Below are 19904 nucleotides of genomic sequence, written 5' to 3' on the forward strand. Positions count from 1 at the left end.
AGACGGCTCGCGGCGGCGTCCCCGCGGACGCACGCCGCGCCTCCTGCGTCCCGGGGAGGAGGCAGGAGGCGCGGTGTGCGTGACGGGGCGGGTGTCAGTTCCCGTGCGCCTCGATCGAGACGGGCTGCCAGTCGTTCCACGTCTTCAGACGCGACTCGTAGTCCTTCGTGGCGATCTCGAGCGGTGCCTTGCCGAAGAAGATGCGCAGCGGCGGCTCGTCCGCGTCGACGACCTTGAGGATCGCCGAGCGGGTGGCCTTGGGGTCACCGGGATCGGCGGCCGAGGGACGCTTCGACGCGGCCTCGCGCACCTCGGCGTAGGCCTCGAGCTCGTCGCTGCGCGAGGCGGACGGGCCGGACCAGTCGGTCGAGAAGCCGCCGGGCTCGACGAGGGTCACCTTGATGCCGAAGCCCGCGACCTCCTGGGCCAGCGACTGGCTGAAGCCCTCGAGGCCCCACTTCGACGCGTGGTAGATGCCGACCGTCGGGAAGGCACTGATGCCGCCGATGCTCGACACCTGGACGATGTGGCCCGAGCCCTGCTCGCGCATGATCGGCAGCGCGGCCTGCGACACCCAGAGGGCACCGAACAGGTTCGTCTCGAGCTGGGCGCGGGCCTCGTCCTCGGTGATCTCCTCGATCATGCCGAAGTGGCCGAAACCGGCGTTGTTCACGACGACGTCCAGGCGGCCGAAGTGCTCGGCGGCCTGCCGGACCGCGGCGACGTCTGCCGCACGGTCGTTCACGTCGAGCTGGATGGGCAGGAAGGAGTCGCCGTACGCGTCCACCAAGGGCGTGACGTCGTCGATCTTCCGTGCGGTGCCCGCGACCTTGTCGCCGCGTTCGAGGGCCGCCTCGGCCCACTCGCGGCCGAAGCCCTTGGATGCACCGGTGATGAACCAGACCTTGCTCACGATGTGTCGTTCCTCTCTCCGTGATGTCGAGGACCATGGTGCGCCGCGCCTCCTCGTCCGCGGTCAGGTTGCCAGGCGGCACCGAGCCGACGGGGTACGCCCGGCGGTCGATAGAGTGGCCCGGTGACCACCGACAGCGCTCGTCCCTGGCTCGACTCCTACGCACCCGGCGTGCCGCACGACCTCGAACCGGTCGACGGCTCGCTGCTCGACCTGGTCGAGGCCTCCGCCGCGCGGTATCCGAGGGCGGTGGCGCTCGAGTTCTTCGGGGCGACGACCACCTACTCCGAGCTCGTCGACCAGATCTCGCGGGCGGCCGAGGGGCTGCGCAGGCTCGGCGTCGGGCACGGCGACACGGTCGCGATCGTGCTGCCGAACGGTCCGCAGCACGTCGTCGCGTTCTACGCGGTGCTGCGCCTCGGGGCGATCGTCGTCGAGCACAACCCGCTCTACACGCCGCGTGAGCTGCGTCACCAGTTCGAGGACCACGGCGCCAAGGTCGCCATCGCCTGGAACAAGGTGGTCGACACGATCCAGGCCTTCCCCGACGACGTCGCCGTCGAGCACCTCGTCTCGGTCGACGTCACCCGGGCGATGCCGTTCGCCACGCGGGCCGCCCTGGCCCTGCCGATCAAGAAGGCCCGCGAGTCCCGCGAGCGGCTGACGACGACCGTGTCGGGCACCACCCCGTGGGAGAAGGTCGTCGGCTCGGCGCGCATCAAGGCGAAGCACCCGCGACCGGTCACCGACGACCTCGCGGTCATCCAGTACACGAGCGGCACCACCGGCACGCCCAAGGGCGCCCAGCTGACGCACCACAACCTGCTGTCCAACGCCGCGCAGGCCCAGGCCTGGGTGCCGACGATCGAGCGCGGCACCTGCGTCGTCTACGCCGTGCTGCCGATGTTCCACGCCTACGGCCTCACGCTCTGCCTCACCTTCGCCATGAGCATGGGTGCCCGCCTCGTGCTCTTCCCCGCCTTCGACCCGGCACTCGTGCTCAAGGTGATGAAGAAGCACCCGCCGACCTTCCTGCCCGCCGTACCGCCGATCTACGCGCGCCTGCAGAAGGCCGCGCTCGACGCGGGCGTCTCGCTGAAGGGCGTCGACGTCGCGATCTCGGGCGCGATGCCCCTCTCGGCCGACGTCGTCGAGCCGTGGGAGGCCGAGTCCGGCGGCTGGCTGGTCGAGGGCTACGGGCTGTCCGAGTGCTCGCCCGTGCTCATGGCCAACCCGGTCGGGCCGACGCGTCGCGCGGGCACGGTCGGTCTGCCCCTGCCGGGCACCGAGGTGCGGGTCGTCGACCCCGAGAACCCCACGGTCGACGTGCCGGCCGGCGAACGCGGCGAGCTGATCGTCCGCGGCCCGCAGGTGTTCAGCGGGTACTACCGCAAGCCGAAAGAATCGGGCGAGGTCTTCGTCGACGGCGACTGGTTCCGCACCGGCGACATCGTCACCATCGACGACGACGGCTTCGTCCGCATCGTCGACCGCATCAAAGAGCTGATCATCACGGGCGGGTTCAACGTCTCGCCGTCCGAGGTCGAAGAGGTGCTGACCCGGTTCGAGGGCGTCGCCGAGGCGGCCGTCGTCGGCCTGCCGACCCCCGGCGGCGAGCAGGTGGCCGCCGCCATCGTCACCAAGCCGGGTGCCCACGTCGACGTCGCGGCCCTGCGCTCGTTCGCCCGCAAGCACCTCACGCCCTACAAGGTGCCGCGACGCATCGTCGTCGTGGACGACCTGCCCCGGTCGCTGATCGGCAAGGTCCTGCGGCGCAAGGTGCGCGACTCGCTCGCCGAGCGCTGAGACCGCACCCTCGCCTCCTCGTCCGGACGACGGTCAGGAGGCGCGGGTCGCCCGCCTGCGACGCGGTCGGTCGGTCGGTCCAGGAGGCGCGGTTCAGCTGGGCGAGACGCGGTCCGTGACGCGTCCTTCGGCCAGCCAGGCGAGACGCTGCAGCGCCTCTTTGTTGCGCCAGTGCAGCGGAGGGTCCATGAGGGGTTTCGGCACCAGGCGGCCGGGGCCGGCGACGGCGTACTCGGTCATCGTGACGAAGCAGCCGCCCATGCGGTTGCGGACGTCGATCTCGACCCGGGCCTCGCCCATCGGCCAGCCCTTGGCGTGGAACACGGCGCGGACCGGAGGGTCCCACTCGAGGATCGTCGTCACGTCGTCGATGACCAGCGGCCAGACGCCGAACGAGTGGTGGATGGTGGCCTCGACGCTCGGCCAGGTCAGGTCGACCTCGCGGATGCGCGCCGAGCCGACGACCCAGCTCGGGAAGAGCCATCCGTCGCTCAGCACGTCGAAGACGTCGTGGGGCGAGGCCTCGATGAAGCGGTGCGTGGTGCTCATCCGTCGATCCTGGCATGATCCCCGCGAGCCGCGCACCCCGTTGACGCGCCCCGTCGGCCGTGGATCACATCGGGCGTCGGGTGCCGGCCCGATCTCGGGTGGACCCGCTCAGGCGTCGACGCCGAGGTGGGGCAGCCGGTCGATGCCGAACTCGTGCTTCAGCGCACTGCGTGCGGCATAGGCCCCGCCGAGACCGTGGACCGACGGCCCGGGTGGCGTGGACGACGAGCAGAGGTAGAGGCCGGGGGTCGGCGTGCGCCACGGCTCGGTCGACAGGGTCGGTCGTGCCGCGAGCTGCCAGACGCTCGGCGCCCCGGAGGCGATGTCGCCTCCGATGTAGTTCGGGTCGTGCCGCTCGAGCTCGACGGCCGTCCGGCTGTGCGTCGCGAGGATCGTGTCGCGGAATCCCGGGGCGAAGCGCTCGATGCCCTCGATGACGGTCGCGGTCTGGTCGACGGTCGAGCCGCGGGGCACGTGCGTGTAGGCCCAGAGCGACTGCTGCCCCTCGGGCGCCCGCGTGCCGTCGACCACGCCGGCCTGCGCGACCAGCACGTAGGGCGTGCGGGCGTGTCGACCGGACGCGACGTCGTGCTCGCCCGAAGCGATCTCGGCGCGCGTCCCTCCGAGGTGCAGGGTCGGGCTGCGCCGGGCCTCCTCGTTCGCCCAGGGCACGGGGCCCGACAGGGCGAAGTCGACCTTGGCCGCCGCGTTGCCGTACCGGAAGCGACGGAGGGCGCGCTCGTACCGGTCGGGCAGACGACTGCCCGCGATGTCGGCGAGGGCGCGCGCGCTCGTGTCGAAGATCGTCGCCCGCGCCGTGGGCAGCTCGTCGATCGACGTGACGTCCACGCCCGTCGTGATCGTGCCCCCGTGGGCCCGGACGTCGTCGGCCATGGCGTCGACGATCGACTGGCTGCCACCGGTCGGCACGGGCCAGCCCCGCGCGTGCGCGTGGACGGCCAGGACGAGCCCCGCGGCCGAGGTCGACAGGCTGGGCATCGGCCGGATCGCGTGGGCCATCACCCCGGCGAGCATGGCGGGGGCCTCGTCGCCCGTGAAGCCGGCGTTCCACCAGGGGCCGCTCTGCGAGAGGGCGGCCAGGCCGAAGCGGGCGAGGGTCACCGGGTCGTCCGGCACCCGGACGAGCTCGCGCATCGTGAACTTCGACATGCGGGGTTCGCGCTCCACGAGTCCCCGCAGCAGACGCGTCCAGGCGGCCCCGTCGCTGCCGAGCCCCTCGGCCGTCCGGTCGAGGTCGCGGTAGGCGATGCCGGCCCGACCGCCGTCGAGCGGGTGCGCGTACGAGATCTCGGGCACCGTCAACTCGATGCGGCGGTCCAGCTGGAAGCGTTGGAAGAACCCCGAGGCGAGGGCCATCGGATGCACGGCCGAGCAGATGTCGTGGCGGAACCCCGGCAAGGTGGCCTCTTGGGTCCGGGCACCTCCGCCGATGGTGTCCGCGCGTTCGACGACCTCGACGCGCAGACCCGCCCGGGCGAGCACGACGGCCGCCGCGAGCCCGTTCGGGCCCGCACCGACGACGACCGCGTCGACCTCGGGCGCGGCGCTCATGCCCGACGCCCCCGGGTCACCCGGCCCACGACGGCAGCGGTGGCGGCCGCGGAGGCCCCGAGTGCGGCGCCGACGGTCAGGGCGCGGTGACGGGTGTACCAGACCTGCGGGCTCGTGCTGCGGGCACGGTCGCTGAAGATGCCCCGGGCGCCCTGGTCGCCGGCCGTGGGCTCGTAGAGGTTGTCCGGCAGCATGGGTTCGGTCTTGTCGGGCGCCTGCTGGCCCGAGTACCCGCTCTTGGCCAGGTAGACGTCGAGGAAGTTCGCCACGAAGCGGTTGCCGAGGACCGTCATGACGGTCGGCTCGCCGAGCCAGGTGCGGCGGCGCGGCTTGTCGGCGACGTCGGCGATGGCCCGGGCCCCGACCTCGGGCTCGAAGATCGGCGGCACCGGTTGGGGGTGCTCGGGCAGCGTCGACCGCACCCAGTTGAACTGGATCGTGTTGAGCGCCGGCATGTCGACCGTGCTGATGCGCACCGAGCTCTTGTTGTGGATCAGCTCGGTGGTGACCGATTCGGTGAACCCCTGGACGGCGTGCTTCGCGCCGCAGTACGACGCCTGCAGCGGGATGCCGCGGTGCGCGAGGGCCGAGCCGACCTGGACGACGTGGCCCCGGTCGCGGGGCACCATGCGCGACAGCGCCGCACGGGTGCCGTTGACGAAGCCGAAGTAGTTGACGGCCGTCGCGCGCTCGAAGTCGTCGGGATCGGTCTCGAGGAACTCGCCGAAGACGCCGACCATGGCGTCGTTGACCCACAGGTCGATGGGGCCGAGCTCGGCCTCGACCCGGTCGGCGGCCGACTCGACCTGGGCCCGATCGGCCACGTCGGTGGAGATGCCCAGCGCCCGACGCCCCGCGGCCTCGACGTCGCGGACGGCACCGTCCAGCCCGTCCTGGCCTCGGGCGAGCACCGCGACGTCCCACCCGCGCGCGGCGAGCTCTCGGACGGTGGCCCGGCCGAGGCCGGCGGACCCTCCGGTGACGACGGCGACTCTGGTGCTGGTCATGGTGCTCCCTGGGGCCTGACGGCGGGTGGTGGGCGGACCCTCGACGGTAGTCCGCGTCGAGGGGTCCGTCCCGGGTGACGCCCAGGTGTCAGATGTCGAAGCCGCCGCCGAAGTCGCCTCCACCGAAGTCACCGAAGCCCCCGCCGAAGTCGCCACCCCCGTCGGCACCGAAGTCCCCGCCGCCGTCGCTCGCCGTCTCGGTGCCGGCGTCGGCACCGCCGTCTGCTCCCCCGTCGCCCTCGGTGCCCTGGTCGGCGCCCGTGTCGTCACCCGCGCCTCCGTCGGCCGTCGCGCCCGCGTCGGGGAGGAACGCGCTCATCAGGGTCGACCCGATCACGTAACCGGCCACCGTGCCGAGGATCGACCCGCCGATGATCGAGCCCATGCCGGGACCCTGGCGGACGGGCTGGCCGTTCGGGCCGACCTGCTGCTGGCCGGTCGAGCCGCCACCGAGCGTGCGCTCGAGGGTACCGGGCCGACGCAGCTCGGAGCGGGTCGCTGCCTGGGCGAGCGAGCCGGCGTCGTCGCCACGGGGTGCCTCGCCGGGGCTCGACTCGGCCGACAGCTGGTCGAAGACGAGGCGCCGCTGCTCGGGGCTGAGCTTCGCGAACGCCTCGGCGTGGACCTGCTCGATCGTCTCGGGCGGGGCGGTCTTCAGCAGGTAGCGGTACCGCTCGACGGCGATCTCGTCGTCGCTGCGGGCCGGGCCACCGCCCGGGCCGGCGGGCTGGGCCGACGGCTGTTGGCCGTATCCCTGCTGCCCGTACCCCTGCTGGCCGTACCCCTGCTGCGGGGCGGCGGGCTGCTCGTAGCTCTGCTGGCCGTACCGGTAGCCCTGCGGGGCGGAGGGCTGCTGCGGCTGTCCCTGCTGCGGCTCGCGGCCGAGGAGGCGGTCGAGGAATCCCATGGTGGTGTCCTGTCGGATCGTGTGCACGGTGCCGCACGCGGAGCGCGACGTCGGTCTGCCCACCACGGTACGGACCGACCCGGCCTGCCGCCTGGACGACGACGGAGCGTCAGCCGCGAACGTCCTGATCGACGGCGTCGCGCGACGCGTCGTCGACACCGGCCCGACGACGGCGCACCGACCGGACGACGAGGAACACCACGACGCTCGCGATGGCCGCGTACACCGCGTAGTCGAGGTACTTCGCGTACTGGTCGATGAGCTCGTACTGGGTGCCGAGGGCGGCGCCCAGGCCGATCAGCAGGCCGTTCCAAAGGCCGCTGCCCACGATCGTGAAGAGCGAGAAGACGATCAGGGGCATGCGCTCGGCCCCCGCGGGCAGCGAGATGAGGCTGCGGACGCCCGGGATGAACCGGCCGAAGAACACGGCCGACCGCCCGTGGCGCTCGAACCAGCCGGCCGCCTGCTCGAAGTCGTGCCGGTCGACGAGCGGCAGCTTGGCGAGCCACCGGATGCTGCGGTCGAGGCCGAGACCGGCCCCGAGTCCGTAGAGCACCAGAGCGCCCAGGTAGGCGCCGAGGGTGCTCAGCGCGATCAACAGCACGATGTTCATCGACCCGGCGCCGGCGAGGAAGCCGGCCAGCGGCAGGATGATCTCGCTCGGGATCGGGGGGAACACCGTCTCGACGAAGGTCAGCAGGGCGACGCCCCATTCGCCGAGGGCGTCGATGACGCGGGCGGCGAACCCGACGAGGCCGTCGAGGTCGGCGACGACGTCCTGGCTCGAGGACGAGGAGGCGCGGAGGACGGAGGCGGTCGAGGTCATGGGTCCCAGGTGGTCGGTCGGGCGCTCGGGGGCGCAGCGGATCGGCAGCCCCGAGTATGGCGGGGCAGCCTGCACGTCCGCCCACAACGCCCTCACGAGGTGGACTGTCGGGGAACACCTGATCGCAAGGTACATTGACCTGTGTCGGACTCGTTGCCGACGCCGGCCACACTCACGAAACAGGACCCCCATGGGATCGCTCATCTACGGCACCTCGGGCATCGAGGTCGAGTTCGAGGACCGCGTGCTCGAACACCTCCAGATCGTCATCGCGACCAAACTGCGCCGACGCGAGTCGTTCTTCTTCTCGTGGCGCGACACGCAGAAGGTCGGCGACGGCCGCAGCAGCATCTGGCTGGACGCCGGCATCCCGCTCTACTTCAAGTACTCCGGTGGTCGCGTGCCGTCCATCAACCGCGAGTGGCTCACCGAGTTGACGGCCTCGTCGAACAGCTCGTCGGGCCTCGTGCTCACCGACGAACCCAGCCTCGACAACAGCGTCAAGCGCCGGAGCTGACCCGGGTCGGGTGCCGCCGCGGTCTCAGCTCCGGCTGCCCCGCACGCGTCGCACGAGGGCGAGCACGGCCCGCCAGCCCACGAGGAACACACCGAGCACCACGATCGTCACGATCACGAAGCTGAGCTGCACGCCCTGGCCGGCGACCACCCGCAGCAGCAGCCCGATCACGGCGGTCGAGACCCAGACGACCGCGCCCGACCGGAGGACCGACAGCGGCCAGCGGACGCCCGCCACGCTCACCCAGCCGACGACCGCGCCGACGACGAACGGCCAGAGGGTGCCGAGCAGCCCCGGCAGGTCGAGCCCCTCGGCGTGACTGCGACGCCCGATCACCACGAAGGCCAGGACGGCGACGAGGTCGACGACGATCGACCACCGGGCCTGACCGGCGTCGCGTCGCCGGGTCGTCGTGGTCGCGGTCGGGGTGGGGCGGGTCATCTCGGGGTCCTCTCGTGGCGTGGGCACCCGCAGCGGGTCGGGCGGTGCCGGTTCAGCGGGACCGCGGCTGCTCGAGTGCGCGCGACAACTCTGCCAGCAGTTCGTCGACCTGCGGGGCCACGAGACGGTCGATCGCCTCGGCGATGCGAGGGCGGTGCTGCACGAGGGCCAGGCACAGGCTCGTGCCGACGGCCTCCGCGTGGTCGCCGGCCAGGGTGATCTCGTGTCGCAGCGCGGCCTTGGCCTCGTCCGAGTACTCGGGCTGCGGCTCGGACTCGGCTCGCGGGGCGGGTTCGGGCTGGTGTTCCCATCGCCCCACCGGGCGGGGCGCGTCCGGCGGGAGCGTGTCGATCGGCGTCGCCGAGTCGGGCGGCAACAACCAGCCGTCGAGGTCGTCGGCGTCGAACGAGGCGGCACCGACGTCGGGTTCGGTGGTCGGCCCCGCGTGCTCGCCACCCGAGACGGTCGGGTCGGGTGGGACGAGGCCGTCGTCCGCGGGCATCCCCGCGAGACCGGCGAGCGTGAAGAGGAACGGCTGGCCCGGTTCGGGCTCGGGGTCGAGGTCGAGACCCTGGAACTCGGGGTCGAGACCCTGCTCGGGTCGGTAGCCCCGCGCCTCCTGCGCCTCGGCGAGTCGCAGCTCGCGCGTCACGAGCGGCAGGTTGCGGGCCGTGTACTCGTCGACGTCGTCGTCGACGATCTGCCGCATCCGGTTCAGCAGCGCGTGCTGCACGGCGTGCGGCACGTCGTGGTCGAAACCGGCGGCCGTGGCCACGGGCGAGCCGAGGCACACCCGACAGGGTCGCGTGCGACCCCGGGCGGTGCCGATGTGCCACCGGGGCAGCCAGCGCAGCCAGGCGTCGACGGCCGAGCTGACGCGTCCCTCGATCTGCTCGGCCATGCCCTCGAATCTAGGGCGAAAAGCGGCCCGAGAGCCGACACGCCCGGGCGATTCCCGGGGATCGTGGTCCCGAAGCGGTCTCTCGGGGCCGATGCCCGGGCTCAGCCCGACGTGACGAAGTCGATCAGTTCCTCGACCCGGCCGAGCACCGACGGTTCGAGGTCGGCGTAGCTGCGCACGCGCGACAGGATGTGCTGCCAGGCCCGGGCGATGTCGGCCTGGTCCTCGTGCGGCCAACCCATCGCCTCGCAGACGCCGTGCTTCCACTCGACCGAGCGGGGCACGACGGGCCAGGCGTCGATGCCGAGCCGGGCCGGCTTGACGGCCTGCCACACGTCGACGAACGGGTGCCCGACGACGAGCACGTGGCGACCGAGCGGGCTGCGGGCGATGCCCTCGGCGACGCGGCTCTCTTTCGAGCCCGGCACGAGGTGGTCGACGAGCACGCCGACGCGTCGCTCGGGCCCCGGCCGGAAGTCGCGCAGGACGTCGGCCAGGTGGTCGACACCCTCGAGGTACTCGACGACGACGCCTTCGACCCGCAGGTCGGAGCCCCAGACCTTCTCGACCAGTTCGGCGTCGTGTCGTCCCTCGACGAAGATGCGGCTCTGACGGGCGACCCGGGCCTTCGCCCCCTCGACGGCGAACGAGCCGGAGGCCGTGCGTGCCCGGCCCTGCGGCGCCGCCCGCGGCACCCGCAGGGCGACGGGGGCCCCGTCGATCAGGAACGACCCGGTCATCGGAAAGGCCCGCACCCGGCCCTTCCAGTCCTCGAGCTCGACGGTGCCGGCCTCGACGCGCACGATCGCTCCGGTGAAACCCGACCGGACCTCCTCGACCACGAGGTCACGGACGGCGTCGGTCGGCGTCGGCGCGGGCTTCGACGATCGCTTCCAGTCGCCGGCGAGCACGTCGGCCCCGTATCGGTCGTCATCCACGGGGGCCTCCGGAGCGGGGTCGGGGTTGGTAGGGGCGGGGCGGGCCTGTACGCGGTCCGTCCCCGGTCGGTGTCGGGGGCCGTCCGGGCGCACGGCCCGGCCGCGATGACGGAACAGGAGGCGCGGTGCCGATCCGCGGGGTCTCGACCGTCGGACGGGGGCTCACACGCGACGGACGGGCCGCCGACGGACCGGACCGGGGGGTCTCGACGACGGAGGCGGACGGTCGGGACACGGCCCGCGCCTCCTGGTCGGACGCGGCCGCACGGGCCGCGACGCCCGCCGGAGTCGGGGTGAACCCGGCGGTGAAGACCCAGACCAGACCACCCAGGACGAAGAGCACGAACGCCGCCGACACGGCCGCCGGCAACCACCAGGCGGTGAGGGGGCCGCTCTGCGAGACCGTCGCGAGGACGAACAGCGCGGCGACGAACCACAAGGAGGCGCTGGTCGCGACGGCGAGGTACCGCGCGTACCGGCGCCTCATCTCGGCCCGGTTCGGCGGTTTCTTCCAGAACGAGGCGTGCGGGACGAGCACGTGGCGGACGGGCGTCACCGCGAGGAACAGCGCCGAGACCAGCCAGGTCACGACGATGCCGACCACGAGCACGGCGCCCAGCAGGACGAGGTCGCTGCGGCTGGCCGCGAACGCCGACCCCCCGGTCTCGCTGAGGTGGACCATCACGACCCGACCGGGCAGGACGCGCGAGGCGACGGCCAACGTCACGAGGACGCCGACGAGGGCGACCGCCACGGGCACGGCGGGGCGCAGACGCGCGACGAGGTTCATCGTGCGCCGCACCCTGCCGCGGCCGTGGTCACGTCGATCAGGCCTGCGCCCGCTCGAGCACCAGCTCGCGGACGCGCGCGGCGTCCGCCTGACCCTTCATGGCCTTCATGACGGCGCCGATGACGGCACCGGCCGCCTGCACCTTGCCGTCGCGGATCTTCGCGAGCACGTCGGGCTGGCTGGCCAGGGCCTCGTCGATCGCCGCGATCAGCGCGCCGTCGTCGGAGACGACCTTGAGCCCGCGAGCCTCGACGACCTCGGACGGGCTGCCCTCGCCGGCGACGACGCCCTCGAGCACCTGGCGGGCCAGTCGGTCGGTCAGCTCGCCGCTCTCGACGAGCGCGATGAGCTCGCTGACGTGCAGCGGCGACACGAGGCTCGAGGCCTCGACGCCCTGGGCGTTGGCGAGGCGGGCGATCTCGCCGGTCCACCACTTGCGGGCGGCCTGCGGCGAGGCACCGGCGGCGACGGTCTCGACGAGTTCGGTGAGGAGCCCCGAGTTCACGACGTCCTGGAACTCGAGGTCGGCGAAGCCCCACTCGGACTTGAGCCGGCGACGCTGGGCGACCGGCGCCTCGGGCAGGGCGAGGCGCAGTTCTTCGACGAGTTCGCGCGGAGGGACGACGGGCAGCAGGTCGGGCTCGGGGAAGTACCGGTAGTCGTCGGCGTCGCTCTTCGGGCGGCCCGCCGAGGTGCGGCCGGTGTCTTCGTGCCAGTGGCGCGTCTCTTGCGTGATGGTGCCGCCCGCGGCGAGGATCGCGGCCTGACGCTGGATCTCGTAGCGGACCGCACGCTCGACCGAGCGGAACGAGTTGACGTTCTTGGTCTCGGTGCGGGTGCCGAGCTTCTCTTGCCCGTGCGGACGCAGGGAGACGTTCGCGTCGCAGCGCAGGTTGCCGCGCTCCATGCGGGCCTCGCTGACGCCCAGGGCCCGCACGATGTCGCGGATGGTCGAGACGTAGGCCGCACCCAGCTCGGGGCCCTTGGCGCCGGCGCCGATGATCGGCTTGGTGACGATCTCGACGAGCGGGATGCCCGCACGGTTGTAGTCGACGAGCGAGTACTCGGCGCCCTGGATGCGACCGGTCGACCCGCCGACGTGGGTCAGCTTGCCGGCGTCCTCTTCCATGTGGGCACGCTCGATCGGGATGGCGAAGACCGTCCCGTCGGGCAGTTCGACCTCGACCTCGCCCTCGAACGCGATCGGTTCGTCGAACTGGCTGACCTGGTAGTTCTTGGGGTTGTCGGGGTAGAAGTAGTTCTTCCGGGCGAAGCGCGAGCTCTCGGCGATGGAGCAGCCCAGGGCCAAGCCGAGGCTGATCGAGTAGCGCACGGCCTGCTCGTTGACCACCGGCAGCGAGCCGGGCAGGCCCAGGTCGACCGGGGTGACATTGGTGTTGGGCTCGCCGCCGAAGAAGTTCGGGGCGTCCGAGAACATCTTGGTCTTGGTCGCGAGCTCGACGTGCACCTCGAAGCCGAGGACGACCTCGAACTGCTCGAGCGCCTTCTCGTAGTCCATCAGGTCTGCCTTGGCCATCAGATGACTCCCTCGGTGGCGGCGGTCTGCTCGGTCGCGCTCAGGTCGGGCGCGCGCGAGATGAGCGTGTGGCCCCAGCCCTGCTCGAGCAACTGCTCGAGGGCGGCGCCGTAGGTGTAGAGGCGGGCGTCGCCGCGCGCGGGGGCCATGAACTGCAACCCCGTCGGCAGACCGTCTTCTTCGGCCAGGCCCATCGGCACCGTGATGCCGGGGATGCCGGCCAGGTTGGCGGGGATGGTCGTGATGTCGTTGAGGTACATCGCCAGCGGGTCGTCGATCTTCTCGCCGAGCCGGAACGCCGTGGTGGGCGCCGACGGCGAGACGAGCACGTCGACCTGGTCGAACGCGGCCGCGAAGTCGCGCTGCACGAGGGTGCGCACCTTCTGCGCGCTGCCGTAGTAGGCGTCGTAGTAGCCGGCGCTCAGGGCGTACGTGCCGAGGATGATGCGGCGCTTCACCTCGGGGCCGAAGCCGGCCTCACGGGTGGCGGCCATGACGTCCTCGACGGTGCCGCCGCCCTCGGGGACGACCCGCAGGCCGAAGCGCACCGAGTCGAACTTGGCGAGGTTGCTCGACGCCTCGGCCGGGAGGATCAGGTAGTAGGCGCTGATCGCGTGCTCGAAGCTCGGGGCCGAGATCTCGACGATCTCGGCACCGGCCGCGCTCATGAGCTCGAGGGCCTCGGCGAAGCGGGCCTTGACGCCGGCCTGGAAGCCCTCGCCGTTCAGCTCGCGGACGACGCCGACGCGGACGCCCTTCAGGGCGCCGCCGGCGAGACCGGTGCGGGCCGCCTCGGTGAACGACGGCCAGGCGTCGCGCAGCGAGGTGGAGTCGCGAGGGTCGTGCCCGGTGATGACGTCGTGCAGCATGGCGCTGTCGAGCACGGTGCGGCTGACGGGACCGACCTGGTCGAGCGAGCTGGCCAGGGCGATCGCGCCGTAGCGGCTGACCGACCCGTAGGTCGGCTTGACCCCGACGGTGCCGGTGACGGCGCCGGGCTGGCGGATCGACCCGCCGGTGTCGCTGCCGAGGGCGAGGGGCGCCTCGAAGGCGGCGACGGCAGCCGCCGAGCCACCGCCCGACCCGCCGGGGATGCGGTCGAGCGACCAGGGGTTGTGCGTGGGCCCGTAGGCCGAGAACTCGGTCGACGAACCCATGGCGAACTCGTCCATGTTCGTCTTGCCGAGCGGGACCAGGTCGGCCGCACGCAGCTTGGCGACGACGGTCGCGTCGTAGGGCGGCACCCAGCCCTCGAGGATCTTGCTGCCCGAGGTCGACGGCATGTCGATCGTGCACAGCACGTCTTTGATGGCGATCGGGACGCCGGCGAGCGGGCCGAGGGCCTCGCCCGCGGCACGACGACGGTCGACGTCGGCGGCCGTGTCGAGCGCGGCCGAGCTGACGTGCAGGAAGGCGTGGACGTCGCCGTCGACCGCCTCGATGCGGTCGAGGTGGGCGCGCGTGACGTCGACCGACGACACGTCGCCGGCGGCGAGGCGGGTCGACAGCTCGGCGGCGGACAGGTGGACGAGCGAGGTGGTGTCGGTCATGGCTACTGCTCTTCTCCCAGGATCGCGCTCACCCGGAAGCGCGAGCCGTCGTGGTCGGGGGCGCCGGACAGCGCCTGCTCGGCCGTGAGCGTCTCGCCCACGACGTCGGGCCGGAACACGTTCTCGAGCGGGATGGGGTGGCTGGTCGCGGGGACGTCGTCGGTCGCGACCTCTCGGACCTTGGCGACGCTGTCGACGATGTGGCCGAGCTCGGCGGTCATCGTGTCGATCTCGGCCTCGGTGAGGGCGATGCGGGCGAGACCGGCGAGGTGCTGCACCTGCTCGCGCGTGATTTCGGACATGCTTCTCTCTCACGTGGTCGTGCGGGGGTACCGCGGCGGGGGTACCGCACGATTCTACGGGGCGGCACCGACGCCGGGGCCCCGGTCCGCCGCAGGGCCCCCGGCCGCCGCGCGGCGGGCCACGAGCCAGAGCCCCGCCCCCGCCGCGGCGAACGCCGAGGCCAGCACGATCCAGCCGGGGGTGCCGAGCCCGATCGCGGTCTGCGTCACCACGACCGGCGCGAGCATCCCCCCGATCGCGGACCCGGTGCCGTAGACGCCCTGGTAGGCGCCGGCCCGCTCGGGGTCGGCGAGCTCGAAGCCGAGCCCCCAGCCGCCGGCCGACAGGTGCACCTCGGCGAGCGAGTGGGCCGCGGCGGCCGCGAGCAGCACGACGACGGCGACGACGGGTGACCCGGTCGCGGCGGCGGCCCAGAGGGCGCAGGCGACCACCATGAGGAGTCCGCCGACGAGACTGGCGCGACCCGCGCCTCCCACGTCGTGGGTCCCTCGGGAGAGCGGGATCTGCAGGGCGATCACGATCGCCGTGTTCATCAGCAACAGAACCGACACGACCGCCGCCGGCGCCTCGGTGTGCTGGGTCACCCACACCGGGACGCCCACCTCGAACAGGCCGAACTGCACGGTCGTCACGGCACCGAGCACGGTGACCGCGAGGTAGCGCCGGTCCCGCAGCGGCGAGCGCCCCGGAGCCCGCTCGCCACGGACGCGGGGCACGGGGGCCGGATCGACGTACGGCACCCTCACGATCCAGACGACGCTGGCCAGGAACAGCACGCCGCCCATCACGAGGGCACCCCGGTAGACCACGGCGTCGTCGACCACGAGCGCGACGCCCGCCACGGCCGTTCCGATCGCGATGCCGACGTTGGTCACGACCCGCATGGTGGCGCGCGCCGAGACCCTGGCCGGGCCGACGAACGCCCGCGCCAGCAGGGCCGAGCGCGCCGACTGGGCCGTGCCCTGGCTGCCCACGACGACGCAGGCGGCCGCCAGGTAGGACGCGAACCCGTCGACGACGGCGTACCCGAGCAGGCCGCAGGCCATCACCGCGGTGGCGACCACGAGCAGCCGCTTCGCCCCCACCCGGTCGGCGAGGTAGCCGCCGCCGAACGAGGCGACGACCCCGACGGCGCCCGCGATCGTGAGCCCCGCACCGACCGACAGGGCGGAGAGCCCGACCACCCGCGTCATGTAGATGACCGTCAGGGTGAAGAACAGTCCGCGGCCGACCGTGCCGACCAGCGTCGACGCGAGCAGGCCGCGCAGCACCGGGTCCTGGCTCCGGAAGCGCTCGAGGGGCCGACGGAGGAGGCGGGGCGTGGTCATCGGTCGACTCTGGACCGCCCCGGCCCGCGCCTCCAAATCGACGCCCCCGCCGGGCGGCGTCGCGCCCGTCGCGCCCGTCACACCCGTCACGCCCGTCGCGCCCGTCAGTCGCGGAAGTACACGTCCTGGGGCCGCACCACCGTGAGCACCGGTGCCTCGGGGCCACCCCGGCCGGGGTCGCCGGCACGACCGTCGACGAGCACCCCGTGCCCCAGCCCGATCAGGGCCAGGCTGCGCATCGACTCGGTGCCGGCGCGGAAGTAGTCGTTGTGGCCGAGGGCACCGGTCAGGGCACGGCCCGTCACCGTGTCGGCGCCACCGCCCATGTGCAGCACGACGGCACCGAAGGCCGCCGCCGCCGGGTCGGCCCCGAAGAACCCGCTGCCCGCCACGGGGTCGAAGCTGCCGGCCGCCGCGTAGACGTCGGTTCCGCGGACGGCCAGGTCGCCTGCATCGGGCACGACGCTGCCGGGCGACCCGAGCAGCACCAGCGAGTCCACCGCGACGCGGCCCGACGACAGGGCGATCGTCGCCGTCGTCGAACCGTACGAGTGCGCCATGACCGACACCCGCGGTTCGTCGTCCGCGCGCGCCGCGTCGAGTCCCTCGAGGGCACCCTCGAGATGGGCGGCCCCCCGCTCGGCCAGGCCGAGGTCGTAGAAGTTCGTCAGGTCGGGCGTCTGGTAGCCCATCCAGGCCACGACGGCGACGGTCGGCACGGGGCCCGGGCCGCTGCGCCCCAGCAACGTCGCCCAGGTGGCCTGCTCGTCGTGCAGCGCGCCGGCGGTGTTGGTCCAGTCGACGAGCTGGTCCGACACGGTGAAGAGCATGCCGGGCACGAGCACGCTGACGTCGTCGGCCGTGTCGAGGTCGCCGACGGTGACGGCCGCCCGGCCGGGCAGGACCGTGTCGAGGGCGACGAGGTGCCGGTCGGCCGTCCCGGCGAAGGGCACGTCGTGGGTCGCACCGTCGAGGGTCGCCCGCACCTGCTCGAGCATCGCGAGGCGCCGGGGGTCGTCCGATCGCTCGGCGTCGGAGCCGATGCGCCCGGCGACGGCCGTGGTGGCGTCCCGCAGGAACTGACGGTTGGCGGTGTCGCGGACCGAGTACGGGACGCCCTCGAGGTTGCCCACGACGCCGGGCACGGCGTGCGCGAGGACCGTCCGTCGGCCGTCGTCCAGGTCGGACCACCAGGCCGCCGCGTCCTCGGGCGGGACCTGCTCGCCGACCGCTGCCACGAGCGCGGCCGCGTCGTCACCGTCGGCGTCGAGCGTCGCGGCGAACCGCTCGACCCCGGCCGAGGAGGCGCGGGCCAGCTGGTCGAGGCAGGCCTCGGCCGAGAACGTGGTCGCCTCGACCCCCCGGCAGCCGTCGAGCTCGGGCACGGCCCGCCCGTCCCGCACCGGGGCGGGCCCGGGGACGTCGTGGTCGGACGCCTGGACGAGCGGCGCGGCTGCCGGCCGGTCGACCGTCAGGACCGTCGCGGAAGGCACGGTCGGAGCATCGGCCACCCCGGCGAGGTGGACCGAGGCAGAGAGCATTGCTGTAGCGAGGAACAGCACGTCGGGTCTTCCCCCTCGTCACGTGCCTGTACCCCGGCTCCCTACTGCTGGAGGACGACACGTCCTCACATCTTAGGAAGGCAAAGTGCCCCTGACCAGGGAAATCACGAATCAGGCGAAGCCTCGTCCCCCACCTGGGGGACAACGAGAGCCGCCGGGCCCTCCTTAAGGAGGACAGCGAACTGCTCTGCGTCGATGATCCGTACCCCGAGCTGTTCGGCCTTCGTCAACTTCGAGCCGGCCCCCGGTCCCGCCGCGACGAAGTCGGTCTTCTTGCTCACGCTGCTGGCCGCCTTGCCACCCGCCTCGACGATGGCCTCGAGTGCGCCCTCGCGGGTGAAGCCCTCGAGGCTGCCGGTCGCCACGACGGTCACCCCGGTGAGCACACCCCCGGCTGCCTCGGCCGCACCCGGGCCGGGGTGACCGGGAGTCGTGAACTGCACGCCCGCGGCCGTCCACCGATCGATGATCTCGGCGTGCCAGTCGACGTCGAACCAGGCCAGCAGCGCGTCGGCGATGATGCCGCCCACGCCGTCGACGGCCGCGAGCTCGTCGCGCGAGGCCGCCCGGATGGCGTCCAGCGAGCCGAAGTGGTTCGCGAGCGCGCGGGCAGCGACCGGCCCGACGTGCCGGATGCTGAGGCCGACGAGGATGCGCCACAGGGGGCTCGTCTTCGCTTTCTCGAGGTTGGCGAGCATCTCGATCGCCGTCTTGGACGGCACCGAGGTCTCGTCGCCCGCGAACTCGGCCGCCGTGGGGTCGTACGCGCCGTCGCGCTTGGCGCGCTTGCGGCGGAACGGGGTGACGAGTTTCGGCTGCCCGTCGGCCTCGAGCTTCTGCATGCCGGTCTCGGCGTCGCGCACGACGACCCGGACGGGGAAGATGTCGGCCATCGTCAGGCTGAACAGGCCGGCCTCGGTACGGAGCGGCGGCGTCGCCGGTTCGACGGGCTGCGTGAGCGCGGCGGCGGCGACCTCGCCGAGGCCCTCGACGTCGAGCGAGCCACGGGAGGCGATGTGCTCGACGCGCCCGCGCACCTGGGCCGGGCAGCTCTCGGCGTTGGGGCAGCGGAGGTCGATGTCGCCCTCTTTCGCGGGCTTGAGCGGGGTGCCGCACTCGGGGCAGTCGACGGGCATGACGAACTCGCGTTCGGTGCCGTCGCGCAGCTCGATGACCGGGCCGAGGACCTCGGGGATGACGTCGCCCGCCTTGCGGAGCACGACGGTGTCGCCGATCAGCACGCCCTTGGCCTTGACCACCTGCTGGTTGTGCAGGGTCGCCTGACGGACCTCGCTGCCGGCGACCTCGACCTTCTCCATGACGGCGAACGGCGTGGCCCGACCCGTGCGCCCGACGCTGACGACGATGTCGAGCAGCCTCGTGTTGACCTCTTCGGGCGGGTACTTGAACGCCGTCGCCCACCGCGGGGCCCGGCTCGTGGCCCCGAGCTCTTCGTGCAGGGCCAGGTCGTCGACCTTGACGACGATGCCGTCGATCTGGTGCTCGACCGAGGACCGCCGCACCCCGTAGTCGTGGATGAACGCCTCGACCTCGTCCACCGTGTCGAAGACGCGGTAGTGGGTCGAGATGGGCAGCCCCCACCCGCCCAGCAGGTCGTAGACCTCGGATTGCGACCGCACCTCGGTCGCGCGCTCGAGTTCGCGCACCGGCCAGGCACCGATGCCGTGCACGAGCATGCGCAGGCGACGCAGGCGCGCGTGCATCAACTCGCGCTTCTCGGGGCTCTTGCCCTCTTCTTTCTGACGCAGCGAGCCGGCGGCGGCGTTGCGGGGGTTCGCGAAGACTCGTTCGCCGGCCTCGCGCTGCTGCGCGTTGAGTTCGTCGAACTCGCTGACCGGGAAGAAGATCTCGCCCCGCACCTCGACGAGCGGCGGGTGGCCGGTGCCCTCGAGGCGTTCGGGGATCGTGCCCATCGCGAGCACGTTGCCGGTCACGTCTTCGCCGACGACGCCGTCGCCGCGCGTGGCGGCGGTGACGAGCACCCCGTCCTCGTAGCGCAGGTTGATCGCCAGGCCGTCGATCTTCAGCTCGGTGAGGAACCGCACGCGCTCGGCGCCGGCGTCACGCTGCACCTTGCCGGCCCACTCGGCCAGCTCGTCGTCGCTGAACACGTTGTCGAGGCTGAGCATGCGCTCGGCGTGCTCGACCGGGGCGAACTGGGTGGTCTCGGCCCGGCCGCCGACCGTCTGCGTGGGGCTGTCGGGCTTTTGCAGCTCGGGGTGAGCCCGTTCGATGGCGTCGAGGCGTCGCACGAGGCCGTCGTAGTCGACGTCGGCGACGGTCGAGCCGTTGCCCTCGTAGTACTGGTCGCGCAGCTCGAGGATGCGGGTCGTCAGCCGTTCGGCCTCGTCTCGCGCCTGGGACAGGTCGGCGGGGACACCGTCGGTCTCGACCGCGGGCCCGGAGGCGGCGTCTGTGCCGGTCTCGCTCATCGTC

The 19904-nt window shown here is 72.7% G+C and carries 18 protein-coding genes; 2 read left to right on the plus strand and 16 right to left on the minus strand.

Translation table 11 applies throughout. The features are described from left to right. Positions 1-94: 94 nt before the first annotated feature. Positions 95-913: an SDR family oxidoreductase gene (locus ASG28_RS08080; protein WP_200925268.1), complete on the minus strand. Its 819-nt coding sequence runs from the start codon at positions 911-913 to the stop codon at positions 95-97. A 123-nt stretch (positions 914-1036) separates the two neighbouring features. Between ASG28_RS08080 and ASG28_RS08085 the strand changes: the two genes are divergently transcribed. Further along, entirely contained in the window at positions 1037-2719 is a 1683-nt protein-coding gene (locus ASG28_RS08085) for a long-chain-fatty-acid--CoA ligase (protein ID WP_055973920.1), read from the plus strand. 93 nt (positions 2720-2812) lie between these two features. Here the strand turns inward: ASG28_RS08085 and ASG28_RS08090 are convergent, their stop codons facing one another. The 5 genes from ASG28_RS08090 to ASG28_RS08110 all read right to left on the minus strand — a co-directional run bounded on the left by ASG28_RS08090 (position 2813) and on the right by ASG28_RS08110 (position 7580). Beyond that, positions 2813-3268, minus strand: coding sequence for an SRPBCC family protein (locus tag ASG28_RS08090; protein ID WP_055973922.1), 456 nt, complete (start codon positions 3266-3268; stop codon positions 2813-2815). Positions 3269-3376: 108 nt separating this feature from the next. After that, positions 3377-4840, minus strand: coding sequence for a phytoene desaturase family protein (locus ASG28_RS08095; RefSeq protein ID WP_055973925.1), 1464 nt, complete (start codon positions 4838-4840; stop codon positions 3377-3379). Then, positions 4837-5847 carry an SDR family oxidoreductase gene (locus tag ASG28_RS08100; RefSeq protein WP_055973930.1) on the minus strand — a complete coding sequence of 337 codons (1011 nt, stop codon included), beginning with the start codon at positions 5845-5847 and terminating at the stop codon, positions 4837-4839. The genes ASG28_RS08095 and ASG28_RS08100 overlap by 4 nt, the downstream gene beginning before the upstream one ends. Before the next feature lie 88 nt (positions 5848-5935). Next, positions 5936-6754 (minus strand): hypothetical protein, encoded by an 819-nt coding sequence (locus tag ASG28_RS08105; protein WP_055977225.1) that lies wholly within the window; start codon positions 6752-6754, stop codon positions 5936-5938. A gap of 109 nt (positions 6755-6863) precedes the next feature. Continuing rightward, positions 6864-7580: a DedA family protein gene (locus ASG28_RS08110; protein WP_055973932.1), complete on the minus strand. Its 717-nt coding sequence runs from the start codon at positions 7578-7580 to the stop codon at positions 6864-6866. A 190-nt stretch (positions 7581-7770) separates the two neighbouring features. Between ASG28_RS08110 and ASG28_RS08115 the strand changes: the two genes are divergently transcribed. Beyond that, the gene (locus ASG28_RS08115; protein WP_055973934.1) at positions 7771-8097 is read left to right on the plus strand and encodes a DUF7882 family protein; all 327 of its coding nucleotides are present in this window, start codon (positions 7771-7773) and stop codon (positions 8095-8097) included. A gap of 24 nt (positions 8098-8121) precedes the next feature. Here ASG28_RS08115 and ASG28_RS08120 read toward each other — a convergent pair whose 3' ends face one another. The 10 genes from ASG28_RS08120 to ligA all read right to left on the minus strand — a co-directional run bounded on the left by ASG28_RS08120 (position 8122) and on the right by ligA (position 19900). Continuing rightward, on the minus strand, positions 8122-8538 hold the full coding sequence (locus ASG28_RS08120) for a DUF3054 domain-containing protein (RefSeq protein WP_082454509.1): 417 nt from the start codon (positions 8536-8538) through the stop codon (positions 8122-8124). Positions 8539-8590: 52 nt separating this feature from the next. Next, on the minus strand, positions 8591-9439 hold the full coding sequence (locus ASG28_RS08125) for a hypothetical protein (protein WP_055973937.1): 849 nt from the start codon (positions 9437-9439) through the stop codon (positions 8591-8593). Positions 9440-9540: 101 nt separating this feature from the next. Then, positions 9541-10377, minus strand: coding sequence for a DUF3097 domain-containing protein (locus tag ASG28_RS08130; RefSeq protein ID WP_055973940.1), 837 nt, complete (start codon positions 10375-10377; stop codon positions 9541-9543). Next, entirely contained in the window at positions 10370-11167 is a 798-nt protein-coding gene (locus ASG28_RS08135; protein WP_055973943.1) for a hypothetical protein, read from the minus strand. The genes ASG28_RS08130 and ASG28_RS08135 overlap by 8 nt, the downstream gene beginning before the upstream one ends. A gap of 37 nt (positions 11168-11204) precedes the next feature. Then, entirely contained in the window at positions 11205-12704 is a 1500-nt protein-coding gene (gene gatB, locus ASG28_RS08140) for an Asp-tRNA(Asn)/Glu-tRNA(Gln) amidotransferase subunit GatB (RefSeq protein WP_055973946.1), read from the minus strand. Beyond that, positions 12704-14254, minus strand: coding sequence for an Asp-tRNA(Asn)/Glu-tRNA(Gln) amidotransferase subunit GatA (gene gatA, locus ASG28_RS08145; RefSeq protein WP_055973949.1), 1551 nt, complete (start codon positions 14252-14254; stop codon positions 12704-12706). The genes gatB and gatA overlap by 1 nt, the downstream gene beginning before the upstream one ends. A gap of 2 nt (positions 14255-14256) precedes the next feature. Then, a complete protein-coding gene (gene gatC / locus ASG28_RS08150) occupies positions 14257-14556 on the minus strand; it encodes an Asp-tRNA(Asn)/Glu-tRNA(Gln) amidotransferase subunit GatC (protein WP_043594160.1) in 300 nt (99 codons plus the stop codon). 54 nt (positions 14557-14610) lie between these two features. Next, on the minus strand, positions 14611-15885 hold the full coding sequence (locus ASG28_RS08155) for an MFS transporter (protein WP_055973952.1): 1275 nt from the start codon (positions 15883-15885) through the stop codon (positions 14611-14613). Between the two features lie 104 nt (positions 15886-15989). Beyond that, the gene (locus tag ASG28_RS08160) at positions 15990-17378 is read right to left on the minus strand and encodes an alpha/beta hydrolase (RefSeq protein ID WP_157485676.1); all 1389 of its coding nucleotides are present in this window, start codon (positions 17376-17378) and stop codon (positions 15990-15992) included. A 173-nt stretch (positions 17379-17551) separates the two neighbouring features. Continuing rightward, the gene (gene ligA / locus ASG28_RS08165; RefSeq protein WP_055977232.1) at positions 17552-19900 is read right to left on the minus strand and encodes an NAD-dependent DNA ligase LigA; all 2349 of its coding nucleotides are present in this window, start codon (positions 19898-19900) and stop codon (positions 17552-17554) included. Positions 19901-19904 lie beyond the last annotated feature (4 nt).

Origin of the sequence: Frigoribacterium sp. Leaf415, from assembly GCF_001424645.1 — a bacterium.
In the GTDB taxonomy this organism is placed as follows: Bacteria; Actinomycetota; Actinomycetes; order Actinomycetales; family Microbacteriaceae; genus Frigoribacterium.